The organism is Microvirga sp. (assembly GCF_014699075.1).
Taxonomy (GTDB): domain Bacteria; phylum Pseudomonadota; class Alphaproteobacteria; order Rhizobiales; family Beijerinckiaceae; genus Microvirga.
Genome location: NZ_JACXAB010000007.1, coordinates 215479 through 228989, shown reverse-complemented (window position 1 = coordinate 228989; position 13511 = coordinate 215479). Strand labels below are relative to the sequence as shown.

Genomic DNA, 13511 nt, shown 5'->3' with positions numbered 1-13511 from the left:
CCTCATCCGGTGTGTTTTAGGACACAGGGTAAATCATTGCGGCATATAGGCCACAGATACACCCATGACCTTACAGGAAACCGCAACAATCAGGCGATCTTGGTCCGGGCCATGAGAAGCTTCTGCTTCAGGTCGTGCTGGGCAAAAGGCTTTTGCAGAACCGGGCGGTCGCGGAAGGTGTCGCGGATGCCGGCGCTGCCGTAGCCGGTGGAGAACACGAACGGAATCGAGCGCTGCGCCAGGGCTTCGGCTACCGGATAGATCGGTTCGCCCGCCACATTCACATCGAGAATGGCCAGGTCGACCTGCTCGCGGGAGACGACCTCGAGGGCTGCGGACAGCCGTGCCGCCGGACCGATCACCTCGCAGCCGAAATCGAGAAGCATGTCTTCCAGCAGCAGGGAAATCGCAGCCTCATCCTCGACAACAAGGATTCGCAGGCCATTGAGATCGCCGTCGCTCATTACGCTATCGGTCACGGTTTTGCTTTCTTTCAGGCAAGGCGCTGGTAGATTGTTCTCCAGACCACGGGACACATGCCCTGGATTTTTCGGACTTCAAGCCTTAGGACTCAGACGCTTCTATCACTTTTGCGTCTCCATGCAAAAGGGCCTAGAACTGCCCTGATCCATGATATCATTATAGAACAGGATCCTAGGGCCAGACAGCGCCATTTCCAGATCCTAGACCTTTTAACGTGATCGGCTGACGTGATAGGAAAAATCAGAGTTTCCAGGGTTTTTCGGCTTCTTGCCCCGCTCGGCATTCTTGTGGCGCTGTCGAGCACCCCAGGCCTTGCTCACGGGCATCCCATCGTGGTCGCCTCCAAGGCCGATACCGAAGGAGCCCTGCTGGGCAGCATGATCGCCCTTGTGCTGGAACGGGAGGGGATCCCCGTGGAGACCCGCCTTCAGCTCGGACCGACCCAGCAGGTCCGCAAGGCGATCCTTCAGGGGGACATCGACATCTATCCCGAATACACGGGCAACGGGGCATTCTTCCATGGCCTCGAAAGCGAACCGGCCTGGAGGGCGCCGGCCTCGGCCTATGAGCTGGTGAAGCGCCTGGATGCAGAGCGGCACCGGCTCGCCTGGCTCGAGCGGGCTCCCGCCAACAACACCTGGCTGATTGCCGTGAGGGGCGATCTCGCCCGCCGCTCCAATCTCACGACCATGGACGATTTCGCCCAAGCCGTCAGGACATCCATGAACCTGCGGCTGGCGGCCTCCACCGAATTCGTCGAGAGCCCGGCGGCGCTCGCCTCCTTCGAGACAACCTACGGCTTCCGCTTTCCGCGGGACAGGATCGCCGTTCAGCCTACCGGCAACACCATGACCACCATGCGCGCGGCGGCGCAGAGCATCGGCGGCGTGAACGCCGCCATGGTCTATGGCACCGACGGCGCCATCGCGACCCTCGACCTCGTGGTCATGAAGGACACGAAGGGGGCGCAGATCGTCTACGAGCCTGCCCCGGCCGTGCGAACCGAGGCGCTGGAGCGCTTTCCCAGAATCTCGAAGGCCCTGTCGGGAGTCTTCGCCTCACTCAGCACGGCCAAGCTACAGGCTCTTAATGCGGAGATCGTGGTGGACGAACGGCCGGCGCGGGATGTGGCCGAGCGCTACCTGAACCAGCTTCACCATCGTCCAGGAGGGTAGGTGCTCGTGTGCCCTCTTGCGGAGGGCAAGGCTTGTCCTGAATAATCTGACGATGTTTTCGCGTCTCCCCGTCCATTCTCCCACGTCTGCCTGGAGCCGCAATCATGCCTAGGCGGCGATCCAGGGCACCGATCCTCATCGTCCTGCATCAGGAGCATTCGACCCCCGGCCGGGTCGGACGCCTGCTCCTGGAGCGCGGTTATCCTCTCGACATCCGCCGTCCCCGGTTCGGCGATCCGCTGCCGGAGACCCTCGCCGCGCATGCCGGCGCCGTCATCTTCGGTGGCCCGATGAGCGCCAACGATCCGGATGATTTCATCAAGCAGGAGATCGACTGGATCGCGGTGCCGCTCAAGGAGAACAAGCCCTATCTCGGCCTCTGCCTCGGCGCGCAGATGATGGCCAAGCACCTGGGCGCCGGCGTCTGGGCACATCCGGAAGGCCGGGCCGAGATCGGCTATTACCCGCTCCTGCCCACAAAGGCCGGCGAGGCCCTGAGCACCGCTTGGGGCGTGCCGTGGCCGAGCCATGTCTATCACTGGCACCGGGAGGGTTTCGATTGCCCCTCGGGCGCCGAGACGCTTGCCACCGGCGACGACTTCCCCACCCAGGCGATCCGGGTGGGCGAGCGGGCGTTCGGCCTCCAGTTCCACCCAGAGGTGACGCATGCCATGCTCTGCCGCTGGACGGTCGTTGCCGAGGAGCGCCTCAAGATGCCCGGCGCCCAGGATCGGGTGCGCCAGCTCGAAGGGCGCTTCCAGCATGATCCGCATGTGTCCCGCTGGCTCGAACGGTTCCTGGACCACTGGCTCGATGAGACGCAGTAAGAGCCGCCGATGAAGCCTCCCCTCCTGGTCAGCGAACGTTTGTGTTTTCAGCCTTGGGAAGCCGAGGACTTTCCGCTGTTCGCATCGCTTCACGGCGATCCTGACGTGCAGCACTTTCTTGAGATGGGCGATCCGCCTTGGGACGAAGCGTATCTCCGGGCCAAGTTCGAAGGCTTCCGGGCCGATTATGCCGCCCACGGTTGGACCAAGTTCAAGGTCACCGACCAGCAGGGAACGTTCCTCGGCCGCGCCGGCTTCGGATGGTTTCCGGAAACCGGTGAACTCGAACTCGGCTACAGCTTCAAACGCGCCCTCTGGGGTCAGGGTTATGCGACCGAGGCGGCCTGTGCGCTGCTGGATTGGATCTACAACGCCAAGCCCATCGACCACGTTATCGGGTTTGCCGTGGCCGAGCATACAGCCTCCCGCCGCGTGCTCGAAAAGGTCGGCATGTCGTTCACCGGCATCAGGGATGTCGACGGCATTTCCAACGCCTTTTACCGTCATAACCGCCCGGCCTGAGGCGCTCCGGTTTTACGTCGCGTCGAACTCGAACGGCGAGACGCCGCGCCGCATTTCGTCGACGATGAGCGCATGCATCAGCGGAGGCGCGGCGCGCTGCGGGCAGGCGACCCGCTCGCACAGGCGGCAGTTGATGCCGATGGGCGTGGCCTCGGTGGAGGCCGGATCGAGGCCGCGGGCATAGACGAGGCGATGGGCGTATTTCAGCTCGCAACCGAGGCCGACCACGAATTGCGGATCAGGCGTTCCCCACGGCTTGAAAGCGCGCTTCACCGCGCAGGCGACAGAGAACCAGCGGGATGAATCCGGCAGCTCGACGATTTGCGTCGCCACTTGGCCGGGCGTGCGGAAGGTGGAGTGCAGGTTCCAGAGCGGGCAGGTGCCGCCGAACTGCGAGAACGGGAAGCGGCCGGACGAGAAGCGCTTCGATACGTTGCCGGCCGAGTCCACCCGCACCAGGAAGAACGGGATGCCCCGCGCGCCGGGGCGGGCCAGGGTCGTGAGGCGGTGCGCCACCTGCTCGAAGCTGGCGCCGAAGCGGGCGCCCAGCACCTCCACGTCGTAGCCCAAAGCTTCCGCTGCCGCATGGAACCGGCCATAGGGCATCATCAGCGCGCCGGCGAAGTAGTTGCCGAACGACACCCGGAGCAGGCGCTGCGCCGGACCGTCCACCGGCTCCAGGCGGGCGGCCAGTGCGTCGATGGTCTCGCGCATCTCGGTGAAGGCCAGTTGGTAGGCGGCCTGGAAGGTTCTGCCGGAGGGGTCCACCAGTTCCGAAATCAGAAGCTGGCGGCGGTGATGGTCGTAGCGGCGAAGGCTGTCCGGCATCACGTCGACGGGCATCACGCGCACCCGAATGCCGTGCCTGGCGTGCAGGCGCTCCCCGATGGCGAAGAAGAGATCGTGGCAGCTCGATGCGAGTTCCGACGCGAGGGCTTCGGCGGCCTCATCCAGCTCCGGAAAATGGTTCTTGGCCTCGTGGATCAGCTCCCGCACCCGGTCGACCGGATCGACCTGGGCCGCATCCTCGGCGCGGTCGCGGTCGCTGAGGTTGGGCATCACCGCCTCCCTGGCCCCGCGCATGGCCTGATAAGCCCGATAGAGTCGGTTGATGGCGTCCACCAGGGACGGGGCGCTCTCCACGGTCTCGCGCAGCTCGAGCCGGGCTACCGGGGTTGAGCGAAACAGCGGATCGGCAAAAACCTCCTCCAGCTCCGTGACCGTGCGTCCGTGATCGTCGCTGGCGAACTCGCGCGGGTCGAGCTGATAGGCATGGGCGAGGCGGATGAGCACCTGTGCGGTGATCGGGCGCTGGTTGCGCTCCATCAGGTTTAGGTAGCTCGGCGAAAGCCCGAGCTCCTCGGCCATCCGGGACTGGCTCAGGTTGAGGTCCCGCCGCAGACGCTTCAGGCGGGGGCCGACGAAAAGCTTTCTGCTCTCATCCATATTGTAAATCTTTTTACAACTTTACACGAGGTGGTTTGTCATAGCTTTACAGGGCGACTTTTCTTCGGAATTCCATCGTTGAAACAAAAGCTTCTTCAAGGATTATTAGAGGAACGAGCCCTGCTGCATTGCATCAATACTGGCCTGCAGGCGGGTTTTGTCAAGGAATGTAAACAGAAGGATAAGGCATGACCGCCCAAACGCCCCCGGGTTCGCTGCACGATCTGACCCCCTCCGCTCCCGAGGGCCGCTTCGACGGTGTGAGCCGGCCCTACACGGCCGAGGACGTGCTCCGCCTGCGTGGCTCCTTCCCCATCGCCCACACCCTTGCCGAGCGCGGCGCGCAGAAGCTGTGGCAGCTGCTGCACGAGCGTCCCTACGTTCATTCGCTCGGCGCCATGACCGGCAACCAGGCCATGCAGATGGCCCGGGCCGGGCTTGAGGCGATCTATCTCTCCGGCTGGCAGGTGGCCGCCGACTCGAATGTCGCCGGCGCCATGTATCCCGACCAGTCGCTCTACCCGGCCAATTCCGGCCCCGAGCTGTGCCGCCGCATCAACCGCACGTTCCAGCGCGCCGACCAGATCGAGCACGCGGAAGGCGGCGCCCAGCGCGACTGGTTCCTGCCGATCGTGGCCGATGCCGAGGCCGGCTTCGGCGGCCCGCTCAATACCTTCGAGATCATGAAGGCCTATATCGAGGCCGGTGCTGCGGGCGTGCATTTCGAGGACCAGCTCGCCTCGGAAAAGAAATGCGGCCATCTCGGCGGCAAGGTGCTGATCCCGACCTCCGCCCATGAGCGCAACCTGATCGCCGCACGGCTCGCCGCCGACGTGATGGGCACCTCGACCCTGATCATGGCCCGCACGGACGCGGAATCCGCCAAGCTCATCACCTCGGACGTGGACGAGCGCGACAGGCCCTTCATCGAGCCCGACAGCCGCACGCCGGAAGGCTTCTACCGCCTGAAGGACGGCACCGGCCTCGACCACTGCATCGCCCGCGGCCTCGCCTATGCGGAGCTTGCCGATCTCCTGTGGTGGGAAACCTCGCACCCGGATCTCGACGATGCCCGCAAGTTCGCGGAGGCGATCCACAAGCGCTATCCGGGCAAGCTCCTGGCTTACAACTGCTCGCCGTCCTTCAACTGGAAGAAGAAGCTGGATGACGCCACCATCGCCAAGTTCCAGCGCGAGCTCGGCGCCATGGGGTACAAGTTCCAGTTCGTGACGCTCGCCGGCTTCCACCAGCTCAACTACGGCATGTTCGACCTGGCGAGCGGCTACCGCGACCGCGGCATGGGGGCCTATTCCGAGCTGCAGGCGGCCGAGTTTGCCGCCGAGACGAGCGGCTACACCGCCACCCGTCACCAGCGCGAGGTCGGCACCGGTTACTTCGACAAGGTCTCGGTGGTGATCACCGGCGGCAAGTCCTCCACGACCGCCATGGCCGAGTCGACCGAGACCGCCCAGTTCCAATCCTCGACCAAGCTCCAGGCGGCCGAGTGATTCTCGATAAAAACTCAAACCCCTTTCAGCAATGGAGATAGACAATGAGCAATTCACGTTTCTGGGTCGTCGGCGGCGAGTATACCTCCTGCGATTGCGAGAGAATTGTTCAGGGCACCGAACGGGTCGTCGGGCCCTTCGAGAGCCGCACGGAGGCCGAGCGTACCTGGCGCACGCTCTCCGAGGATCACCGGCCGCAGGCCCAGGTCCGGTTCACCATCGCCCAGGAGCCTCCGTCGACCCTCAGTGCCTAAAAGAGGCCCTTGAGACACTGAAGGTCGCCCCGCCGGAGGATGAAAGTTCCTTCGGCGGGATCTTTTGTGGCAACACGAAGTTTTTAACCTCCGGCCCAAGTCTTCTTGGCGCCCCCTCTGCCTAAATCGCCGGACTGTCCTAAAAACAGCAGGGCAAGGTCAGATTAAGGGGGTTCCCATGAAGTCCATCCTCAAGCCGGCGGTGTTTGCTGTTGCCCTCGGGCTGGCGGCGATGGGTGCTGCCAGGGCCGATGTGGTCGTCTCGTCCAAGATCGACACGGAAGGCTCCGTTCTCGGCAACATCATCCTGCTCGCCCTCGACGCCAACGGCATCAAGACCCAGGACCGGATCCAGCTCGGGGCAACCCCGGTGGTGCGCAAGGCCCTCACCGCAGGCGAGATCGACATCTACCCCGAATATACCGGCAATGCGGGCTTCTTCTTCAACAAGGCGGACGATCCGGTCTGGAAGGATGCCGCCAAGGGCTTCGAGACCGCCAAGAAGCTCGATTATGACGCCAACAAGATCGTCTGGCTCGATCCGTCGCCGGCCAACAACACCTGGGCCATTGCGCTACGCAAGGAAGTCGCCGACGCCAACAAGCTCAAGACCATGTCCGATTTCGGCCAGTGGGTCGCGAAGGGCGGCAAGGTGGTGCTCGCAGCCTCGGCCGAGTTCGTGAACTCGGAAGCCGCCCTGCCGGCCTTCCAGAAAACCTACGATTTCCGCATGAAGCCCGAGCAGCTCATCGTGCTGTCCGGCGGCGACACGGCGGCCACCATCAAGGCGGCGGCCGAGCAGACCAACGGGGCCAATGCCGCCATGGTCTACGGCACCGACGGCGGCATCGCCCCCTCGGGTCTCGTGGTGCTGACGGACGACAAGGGCGTCCAGCCCGTCTATGCTCCGGCTCCCGTCGTGCGCGAAGCGGCCCTGAAGGAGAACCCGAAGATCGCCGAGATCCTGAAACCCGTCTTCGCTTCCCTGGATTTGGCCACCCTCCAGGGGCTGAACGCCCGGGTGCAGGTCGGCGGCGAGCCGGCCAAGGCGGTGGCGACGGATTACCTGAAGTCCAAGGGTTTCTTGAAGTGATCTGACGGCTCGATTTGAAGAACGAGTTGCGCGACGAAAGCCGGACGCTTTGTGAATACGATCTCCTCCCGAACCACTGCGCCCGGCATGCCAACCCTGCGCCCCACCTTGCACTTGGACCGGCTCGGGAGCGTCATCGCCGGGCTCATCGGCCTTGCGCTGGTCGCAAGCCCCTTCGTCACGTATCGGGCCAACCGCATTGTCTCGGGCGAAGGGCGCCTGCTTTTCGACGCCTTGCCGCCGGCAGGCGCTGTCGGCACCATCCTCGTCGTGATTGGGGTCGCGCTCTGCGCCGCACTGGCGCACAGGCCTCTCGTCCGGCTGGCGGCAGCCTCCCTCGGATTGTGCGTGATCTTTCCCGCCGTTGGCGTCTCGGCGGGTTTCGTCACACCGGTGGGCAACACATTCGCCCGCGTGTCGCCTGCCATCGGCTTCTGGCTTCTCGCTCTCGCCTTTGCGCTCCTGGCCGCCGACGCGCTGACGCGCCTGCGTTTGGGGCCTTGGGGGAGGCTCGCGGCCTTGAGCATCGCGGCGGGCATGCTGGCGCTTCTGCTCCTGTCGGGGGCTTGGAGCGATCTCTCCCTGATGAAGGAATACGCGAACCGGGCGGAGAGCTTCTGGCGCGAGGGGCGCCAGCATCTGTGGCTCGCCTTCGGGTCCATGGGGGCCGCCTGTCTCGTGGGATTGCCTCTGGGCCTCGCAAGCCATCGGGTTCCCGCTTTGCGGGCGGCCCTCCTGCAGGGGCTCAGCATCGTGCAGACGATCCCGAGCATTGCCCTCTTCGGCATCCTGATCGCGCCGCTCGGGTACCTGGCGGCAAACGTGCCGCTTGCCGCAGCGCTCGGCATCCGCGGCATCGGCGCGGCGCCGGCCTTCATTGCGCTGTTTCTCTATTCCCTGCTGCCGGTGGTGGCCAACACGATGGCCGGGTTGAGCCAGGTGCCGGCCGACGTGACCGAGGCCGCGCGCGGCATGGGCCTGTCGCGGCGCCAGCGCCTGGTGCAGATCGAGTTGCCGCTCGCATTTCCCGTGATTCTCGCGGGCATCCGCATCGTGCTGGTCCAGAACCTGGGGCTTGCGACAATCGCCGCGCTGATCGGGGGAGGGGGGTTCGGCACCTTCGTGTTCCAGGGCATCGGCCAGACGGCCATCGATCTCGTGCTGCTCGGGGCCCTTCCGACGGTGGCCCTGTCCTTTGCCGCGGCCATCATCCTCGATGCGATCATCGACCTGACACGGCGGGGCGGGCATGATCGAGATTGAGCATCTCAGCAAACACTATGGCGATAATATCGTCGTCGACGACGTGTCCTTCGCGGTCGGAGACGGCGAGATCGCGGTCGTCGTCGGCACCTCGGGGGCCGGCAAGTCGACCCTGCTGCGCATGATCAACCGGCTCGTCGTTCCCAACACAGGTCGCGTTCTCATCGACGGGCAGGACACCGCAACATTGCCCGAGGACGAGCTTCGGCATCGCATCGGCTATGTCATCCAGGGCTACGGCTTGTTCCCGCACCGCACGGTCGCCGAGAACATCAGTACGGTGCCGCGCCTTCTCGGCTGGGACAGGCGGCGCATTGCGGCCCGCGTCGAGGAACTGCTCGACCTGTTTCAGCTCGATCCGGGCGAGTTCGCCCAAAAATTTCCGCATCAGTTGTCCGGCGGCCAGCAGCAGCGCGTCGGTGTCGCCCGGGCGCTCGCCGCAAAGCCTGCGCTTCTGCTGATGGATGAGCCGTTCGGCTCGCTCGATCCCGTGATCCGCGGCAAGGCGCAGGACGATCTCCTGGCAATCCAGCGCCGGCTCGGCACCACCATCGTGCTGGTCACCCACGACATGAACGAGGCCTTCCACCTGGGCGACCGGATCGCCGTCATGGACCAGGCACGGCTCCTGCAATATGCAAAGCCCGCCGATCTGCTGACCCATCCGGCGGAAGCCTTCGTGGAGCAGCTCGTCGGCACGGCGGAGCGGCCCTTCCGCCTGCTGTCCCTCGTGACGGTGAAGGACGCCATGGAGCCCGGATCCGCCGAGGGTGAGCCGATCACCGTCTCGGCGACCTTGCGCGATGCGCTGGCGCAGCTGATCTGGCGCGGCCGGCCCGCTCTTCCCGTAACCGACGCATCGGGCGCGCCTGTCGGGCGCATCAGCGTCGACGGCATCCTCAAACACGGGCGGGCGTCCCTGTCATGAGCACGCGTGCCGTCACCTTTCGCGCTGCGGCGCTGCTCCTGCTCGTCGTCTTCGTGACGAGGCCGCAGCTCTTCGCCTTCGCGTTCGTGCCGCTGACCGCGAACAACGCACCGGCCATCTACAACCAGGGCAGCCTGCTCGCCCTCACGCTGTCGCATGTGCGGATCGTGTTTCTCGCAACCCTTGCCAGCACCATCCTGGCGGTGGCGCTCGCCATCTTCGTCACCCGGCCTGCGGGGCGTGAGTTCCTGCCGCTCTCGCGCAGCCTCGTGAATATCGGACAGACCTTCCCGCCCATCGCGGTGCTGGCGATCGCCGTGCCGCTTGTGGGGTTCGGGGAGAAGCCGACCTTCATCGCGCTGTTCCTTTACGGTCTCCTGCCCATCTTCGAGAACACGCTGGCCGGCCTGACGGAGGTGTCGCCCCGTACGTTGGAGGCCGCCAGGGGCATGGGCATGAATGCATGGCAGCGCCTGTGGCAGGTGGAGCTGCCGCTCGCCCTGCCGGTCATCCTCGCCGGCATCCGCCTCTCGGTGATCATCAGCCTGGGCACGGCCACCATCGGTTCGACCGTGGCGGCCAAGGGGTTGGGCGAAGTGATCATCGCCGGGCTTCAATCCAACAATGTCGCGTTCATCCTGCAAGGCGGACTGGTGGTTGCCTTGCTGGCGGTTTTGATTCACGACGGGCTGGGTCTGGCCGAGCGGGCGGCTGCCAGGCGGCTGGGCCGTCCCTTGGACGAGATTGCATGACGATCCTGGCACGACTGAAAACGGAGACCCGCGCGGCTCACGACCGCATCGAGGCGGCCATGGACCTCGACCGCCGCATCGCCTCGCGGGACGCCTACCGGGACCTGCTGATCCGCTTCTACGGGTTCCACAAGGCCTGGGAGGAGAACGCGGCCGGCAAGGCACCGGATCGCAGCTTCTTCGAGCGCCGTCGCAAGACGCAGCTCCTGGTCCAGGATCTTGAAGCCTTAGGACTAAAATCGGGAGACATCATCCGATTGCCACAATGCCGGCCTCTGATGCCGCTCTCACGCGCGGAAGCGGTGCTCGGGAGCATGTATGTGGTCGAGGGTTCCACGCTGGGCGGCGCCATCATCGCACGCGACGTGGAGAACCGACTTGGGCTCGACGCGGAGACGGGCTGCGCCTATTTCCGCAGCTACGGACGTGATATTGCGGCCATGTGGAGGTCGTTCGGCGCGGTGCTTCTGGAAGCGTCCTCGCCGGAGGTCGACGATCTGATCGTCGAGTCCGCACAGAAGACCTTCACCGTGATGCATGATTGGCTGTGCGAGACCCCATGACCCTGCAAACGCAAGACATCGATCTGACCGCCTGCGACCGGGAGCCGATCCATATTCCGGGCAGCATCCAGCCGCACGGAATCCTTCTGGCGCTTCGGCTCTCCGACCGGACGCTCGCCTATGCCAGCGCCAATGTTGCGGACATTTTCGGGCTCGATCCCGCAGCCATCCTGGGCCGGCCCTTTGCCGAAGTCCTGCCGGTCCTGACCCGGGAATTCGAGGCACCGCTCGCCGATCCGCCACTGGCCGGGACCACACGCTATCTGCGCACAATCGGGCTTGCCACCGCAACGGGCCAGCGGGCCTACGAGGCTGCGGTCTCCCGCTCGGGCGACTATGCCGTCCTGGAGCTTGAGGAGACGCCACCCGATTCCGTCTCAAGCCTCGACTCGCTCTATCCCACCCTCCGCCGCTTCGTGGAGCAGCTGCAGGGTGCCTCCAGCATCGACAGCCTGTACCATCTTGCGGCGCAGGACGTCCGCCGCATGACCGGGTTCGACCGGGTGCTGATCTACCGCTTCGACGAGCACTGGAACGGCACCGTCGTTGCTGAGGACCGCAACGAGGCGCTGCCGTCCTACCTGGACCTGCGCTTTCCGGCCTCCGACATTCCGGCCCAGGCGCGGGAACTCTACCGGCGCAACCGCCTGCGCATCATTTCCGATGCCAACTACACACCCGTGCCGATCCAGTCGCGGGATCCCGCACCGCTGGACCTGAGCGACTCGGTGCTGCGCAGCGTCTCGCCGGTGCATCTCGAATACATGCGCAACATGGGCACGCTCGCCTCCATGTCGATCTCGATCCTGCGCGACGGCAGGCTGTGGGGCCTGATCTCGTGCCACAGCAAGGAGCCGAAGCGGGTCTCGCTCCAGGTGCGCAACGCCTGCGATTTTCTCACTCAGATCTTTTCCTTGCAGCTCGAGGCGCGCGAGAACACGTCGCTCGCCGAAAACCGGGTGCGTCTCGGCACCGTGCAGACGCGGCTCCTCGCCCACATGGCGGCGGAAGAGCATTTCATCGCCGGCCTCGTGAACCACCCGGACGACCTCATGCTGCTCGCGGGAGCGCAGGGAGCGGCGGTGCTGACGCAGGACCATTGCTGGTGTCTCGGCCAGACTCCCGGCGAGGAGAAGGTTAGGGCTCTGTTCGGCTGGCTTTCGCGGCACAGCCAGGAGGACGTTTTCGCGACGGACAGCCTGTCTCAGGTCTTCCCGGCGGCAAAGGCCTATACTGACCAGGCCAGCGGCCTTCTGGCGATCTCGATCTCGAAGGCGCAGTCGAGCTATGTGCTCTGGTTCCGCCCCGAGGCGGTCCAGACGGTGAAATGGGGCGGCAATCCGCAGAAACCGGTGCAGGAAGAGGCGGGCACGGCCCGGCTCCATCCCCGCCGCTCCTTCGAGATCTGGAAGGAAACGGTACGGGAGCGCTCCCTGCCCTGGGACCGGAGCGAGATCGAGGCGGTCAGGGAACTGCGCCACGCCATCGTGGGCATCGTGCTGCGCCGGGCCGAGGAGCTGGCGTCCATCTCCGAGGAGCTGCGCCGCTCCAACAAGGAATTGGAGGCCTTCTCCTATTCGGTCTCCCACGACCTTCGCGCGCCGTTCCGGCATATCGTCGGCTATTCCGAGCTCCTGAAGAAGCAGGAAGGGAGCGACCTGTCGGAGAAGGGCAGGCGCTACGTCGACACGATCATCGACTCGGCCTACACGGCCGGAACCCTCGTGGACAACCTGCTGCGGTTCTCGCAGATGGGCCGCACGGCCCTGAAACCCCGGCGGGTCGACGTGCATCGCATGATCGACGAGGTGCGGCAGCAGCTCATGGCGCATGCGGCCGGTCGCCGGGTCGACTGGGTGATCGGCGACCTGCCCGAGGTGACGGCCGACCCGGTGCTGATCCGCCTGGTATTTGAAAATCTTCTCGACAATGCCCTAAAATACACCCGCCCCCGGGAGAAGGCGCGCATCGAGATCGGCTCCACCCGCAACGATGGAGAGAAGGTGTTTTTCGTGCGCGACAACGGCGTCGGATTCGATATGAAGTACATCGACAAGCTCTTCGGCGTCTTCCAGCGGCTGCACCGGATGGAGGATTTCGAGGGAACCGGCATCGGGCTGGCCAATGTGCGCCGCATCGTCGAGAGACATGGGGGCCGGGCCTGGGCCGAGGGCACGCTCAACCGGGGCGCGGCCTTCTTCGTTGCCCTGCCGGATGAAACAAAGACTGAAGGAGCGGCGTAAATGCCGGATTTGAAGCCGATCCTGCTGGTTGAGGACAACCCGAAGGATCTTGAACTGACCCTGGCGGCCCTGGAGCAGAGCCAGCTCGCCAACGAGGTCGTGGTGGTGCGCGACGGCGCGGAAGCCCTCGATTTCCTCTACCGTCGCGGCCCGCATGAGAGCCGCAACACCAGCGACCCCGCCGTGGTCCTGCTCGACCTCAAGCTGCCGAAAGTGGACGGGCTCGAGGTGCTGGAGAAGGTGAAGACCGATCCGCATCTCAGGCAGACGCCGGTGGTGATGCTCACCTCCTCGCGGGAGGAGAGCGACCTCGTGCGCAGCTACGAGCTCGGGGTGAACGCCTTCGTGGTGAAGCCGGTGGGCTTCCGCGAATTCTTCGACGCGATCCAGGACCTCGGCGTGTTCTGGGCCATCCTCAACGAACCGCCGCCGCGGCGCCACGGAGAGTAACGGC

14 protein-coding genes are annotated in these 13511 nt (G+C 65.0%); 12 read left to right on the top strand and 2 right to left on the bottom strand.

What is annotated here, in order from left to right; all coding sequences use genetic code 11:
• Positions 1 to 89: 89 nt before the first annotated feature.
• Entirely contained in the window at positions 90 to 464 is a 375-nt protein-coding gene (locus tag IC232_RS14010) for a response regulator (protein WP_190845643.1), read from the bottom strand.
• Between the two features lie 300 nt (positions 465 to 764).
• Between IC232_RS14010 and IC232_RS14005 the strand changes: the two genes are divergently transcribed.
• From IC232_RS14005 to IC232_RS13995, 3 genes are all read left to right on the top strand, one after another.
• Entirely contained in the window at positions 765 to 1658 is an 894-nt protein-coding gene (locus IC232_RS14005; RefSeq protein WP_190845642.1) for a glycine betaine ABC transporter substrate-binding protein, read from the top strand.
• A 104-nt stretch (positions 1659 to 1762) separates the two neighbouring features.
• On the top strand, positions 1763 to 2485 hold the full coding sequence (locus IC232_RS14000) for a glutamine amidotransferase (RefSeq protein WP_190845589.1): 723 nt from the start codon (positions 1763 to 1765) through the stop codon (positions 2483 to 2485).
• A gap of 9 nt (positions 2486 to 2494) precedes the next feature.
• Positions 2495 to 3007, top strand: a complete 513-nt coding sequence (locus IC232_RS13995; RefSeq protein WP_190845588.1) for a GNAT family N-acetyltransferase — start codon at positions 2495 to 2497, stop codon at positions 3005 to 3007.
• Between the two features lie 12 nt (positions 3008 to 3019).
• On the opposite strand, the gene IC232_RS13990 is transcribed toward IC232_RS13995, so the two are convergent.
• Positions 3020 to 4453 (bottom strand): short-chain fatty acyl-CoA regulator family protein, encoded by a 1434-nt coding sequence (locus tag IC232_RS13990; RefSeq protein ID WP_190845587.1) that lies wholly within the window; start codon positions 4451 to 4453, stop codon positions 3020 to 3022.
• Between the two features lie 188 nt (positions 4454 to 4641).
• On the opposite strand from IC232_RS13990, the gene aceA reads away from it, so the two are divergent.
• From aceA to IC232_RS13945, 9 genes are all read left to right on the top strand, one after another.
• Entirely contained in the window at positions 4642 to 5961 is a 1320-nt protein-coding gene (aceA, locus tag IC232_RS13985; protein WP_190845586.1) for an isocitrate lyase, read from the top strand.
• A gap of 44 nt (positions 5962 to 6005) precedes the next feature.
• Positions 6006 to 6215 (top strand): hypothetical protein, encoded by a 210-nt coding sequence (locus IC232_RS13980; protein WP_190845585.1) that lies wholly within the window; start codon positions 6006 to 6008, stop codon positions 6213 to 6215.
• Positions 6216 to 6393: 178 nt separating this feature from the next.
• Positions 6394 to 7308, top strand: coding sequence for an ABC transporter substrate-binding protein (locus IC232_RS13975; RefSeq protein WP_190845584.1), 915 nt, complete (start codon positions 6394 to 6396; stop codon positions 7306 to 7308).
• 87 nt (positions 7309 to 7395) lie between these two features.
• On the top strand, positions 7396 to 8571 hold the full coding sequence (locus IC232_RS13970; RefSeq protein ID WP_190845641.1) for an ABC transporter permease: 1176 nt from the start codon (positions 7396 to 7398) through the stop codon (positions 8569 to 8571).
• On the top strand, positions 8558 to 9499 hold the full coding sequence (locus IC232_RS13965; protein ID WP_190845583.1) for an ABC transporter ATP-binding protein: 942 nt from the start codon (positions 8558 to 8560) through the stop codon (positions 9497 to 9499). Before IC232_RS13970 ends, IC232_RS13965 begins: the two co-directional genes overlap by 14 nt.
• Complete coding sequence (locus tag IC232_RS13960) at positions 9496 to 10251, top strand: ABC transporter permease (protein WP_190845582.1); 756 nt, start codon at positions 9496 to 9498, stop codon at positions 10249 to 10251. The genes IC232_RS13965 and IC232_RS13960 overlap by 4 nt, the downstream gene beginning before the upstream one ends.
• A complete protein-coding gene (locus IC232_RS13955) occupies positions 10248 to 10814 on the top strand; it encodes a biliverdin-producing heme oxygenase (protein WP_190845581.1) in 567 nt (188 codons plus the stop codon). The genes IC232_RS13960 and IC232_RS13955 overlap by 4 nt, the downstream gene beginning before the upstream one ends.
• The gene (locus IC232_RS13950; protein ID WP_190845580.1) at positions 10811 to 13057 is read left to right on the top strand and encodes an ATP-binding protein; all 2247 of its coding nucleotides are present in this window, start codon (positions 10811 to 10813) and stop codon (positions 13055 to 13057) included. Before IC232_RS13955 ends, IC232_RS13950 begins: the two co-directional genes overlap by 4 nt.
• Complete coding sequence (locus IC232_RS13945; RefSeq protein WP_190845579.1) at positions 13058 to 13507, top strand: response regulator; 450 nt, start codon at positions 13058 to 13060, stop codon at positions 13505 to 13507. It abuts the gene before it with no gap.
• Positions 13508 to 13511 lie beyond the last annotated feature (4 nt).

Bases quoted from the DNA above. Each gene is read 5' to 3' on its own strand.
- IC232_RS14010 (WP_190845643.1), bottom strand. From the start codon at position 464: ATGAGCGACGGCGATCTCAATGGCCTGCGAATCCTTGTTGTCGAGGAT.
- IC232_RS14000 (WP_190845589.1), top strand. From the start codon at position 1,763: ATGCCTAGGCGGCGATCCAGGGCACCGATCCTCATCGTCCTGCATCAG.
- IC232_RS13995 (WP_190845588.1), top strand. From the start codon at position 2,495: ATGAAGCCTCCCCTCCTGGTCAGCGAACGTTTGTGTTTTCAGCCTTGG.
- IC232_RS13990 (WP_190845587.1), bottom strand. From the start codon at position 4,453: ATGGATGAGAGCAGAAAGCTTTTCGTCGGCCCCCGCCTGAAGCGTCTG.
- aceA (WP_190845586.1), top strand. From the start codon at position 4,642: ATGACCGCCCAAACGCCCCCGGGTTCGCTGCACGATCTGACCCCCTCC.
- IC232_RS13980 (WP_190845585.1), top strand. From the start codon at position 6,006: ATGAGCAATTCACGTTTCTGGGTCGTCGGCGGCGAGTATACCTCCTGC.
- IC232_RS13975 (WP_190845584.1), top strand. From the start codon at position 6,394: ATGAAGTCCATCCTCAAGCCGGCGGTGTTTGCTGTTGCCCTCGGGCTG.
- IC232_RS13970 (WP_190845641.1), top strand. From the start codon at position 7,396: ATGCCAACCCTGCGCCCCACCTTGCACTTGGACCGGCTCGGGAGCGTC.
- IC232_RS13965 (WP_190845583.1), top strand. From the start codon at position 8,558: ATGATCGAGATTGAGCATCTCAGCAAACACTATGGCGATAATATCGTC.
- IC232_RS13960 (WP_190845582.1), top strand. From the start codon at position 9,496: ATGAGCACGCGTGCCGTCACCTTTCGCGCTGCGGCGCTGCTCCTGCTC.
- IC232_RS13955 (WP_190845581.1), top strand. From the start codon at position 10,248: ATGACGATCCTGGCACGACTGAAAACGGAGACCCGCGCGGCTCACGAC.
- IC232_RS13950 (WP_190845580.1), top strand. From the start codon at position 10,811: ATGACCCTGCAAACGCAAGACATCGATCTGACCGCCTGCGACCGGGAG.
- IC232_RS13945 (WP_190845579.1), top strand. From the start codon at position 13,058: ATGCCGGATTTGAAGCCGATCCTGCTGGTTGAGGACAACCCGAAGGAT.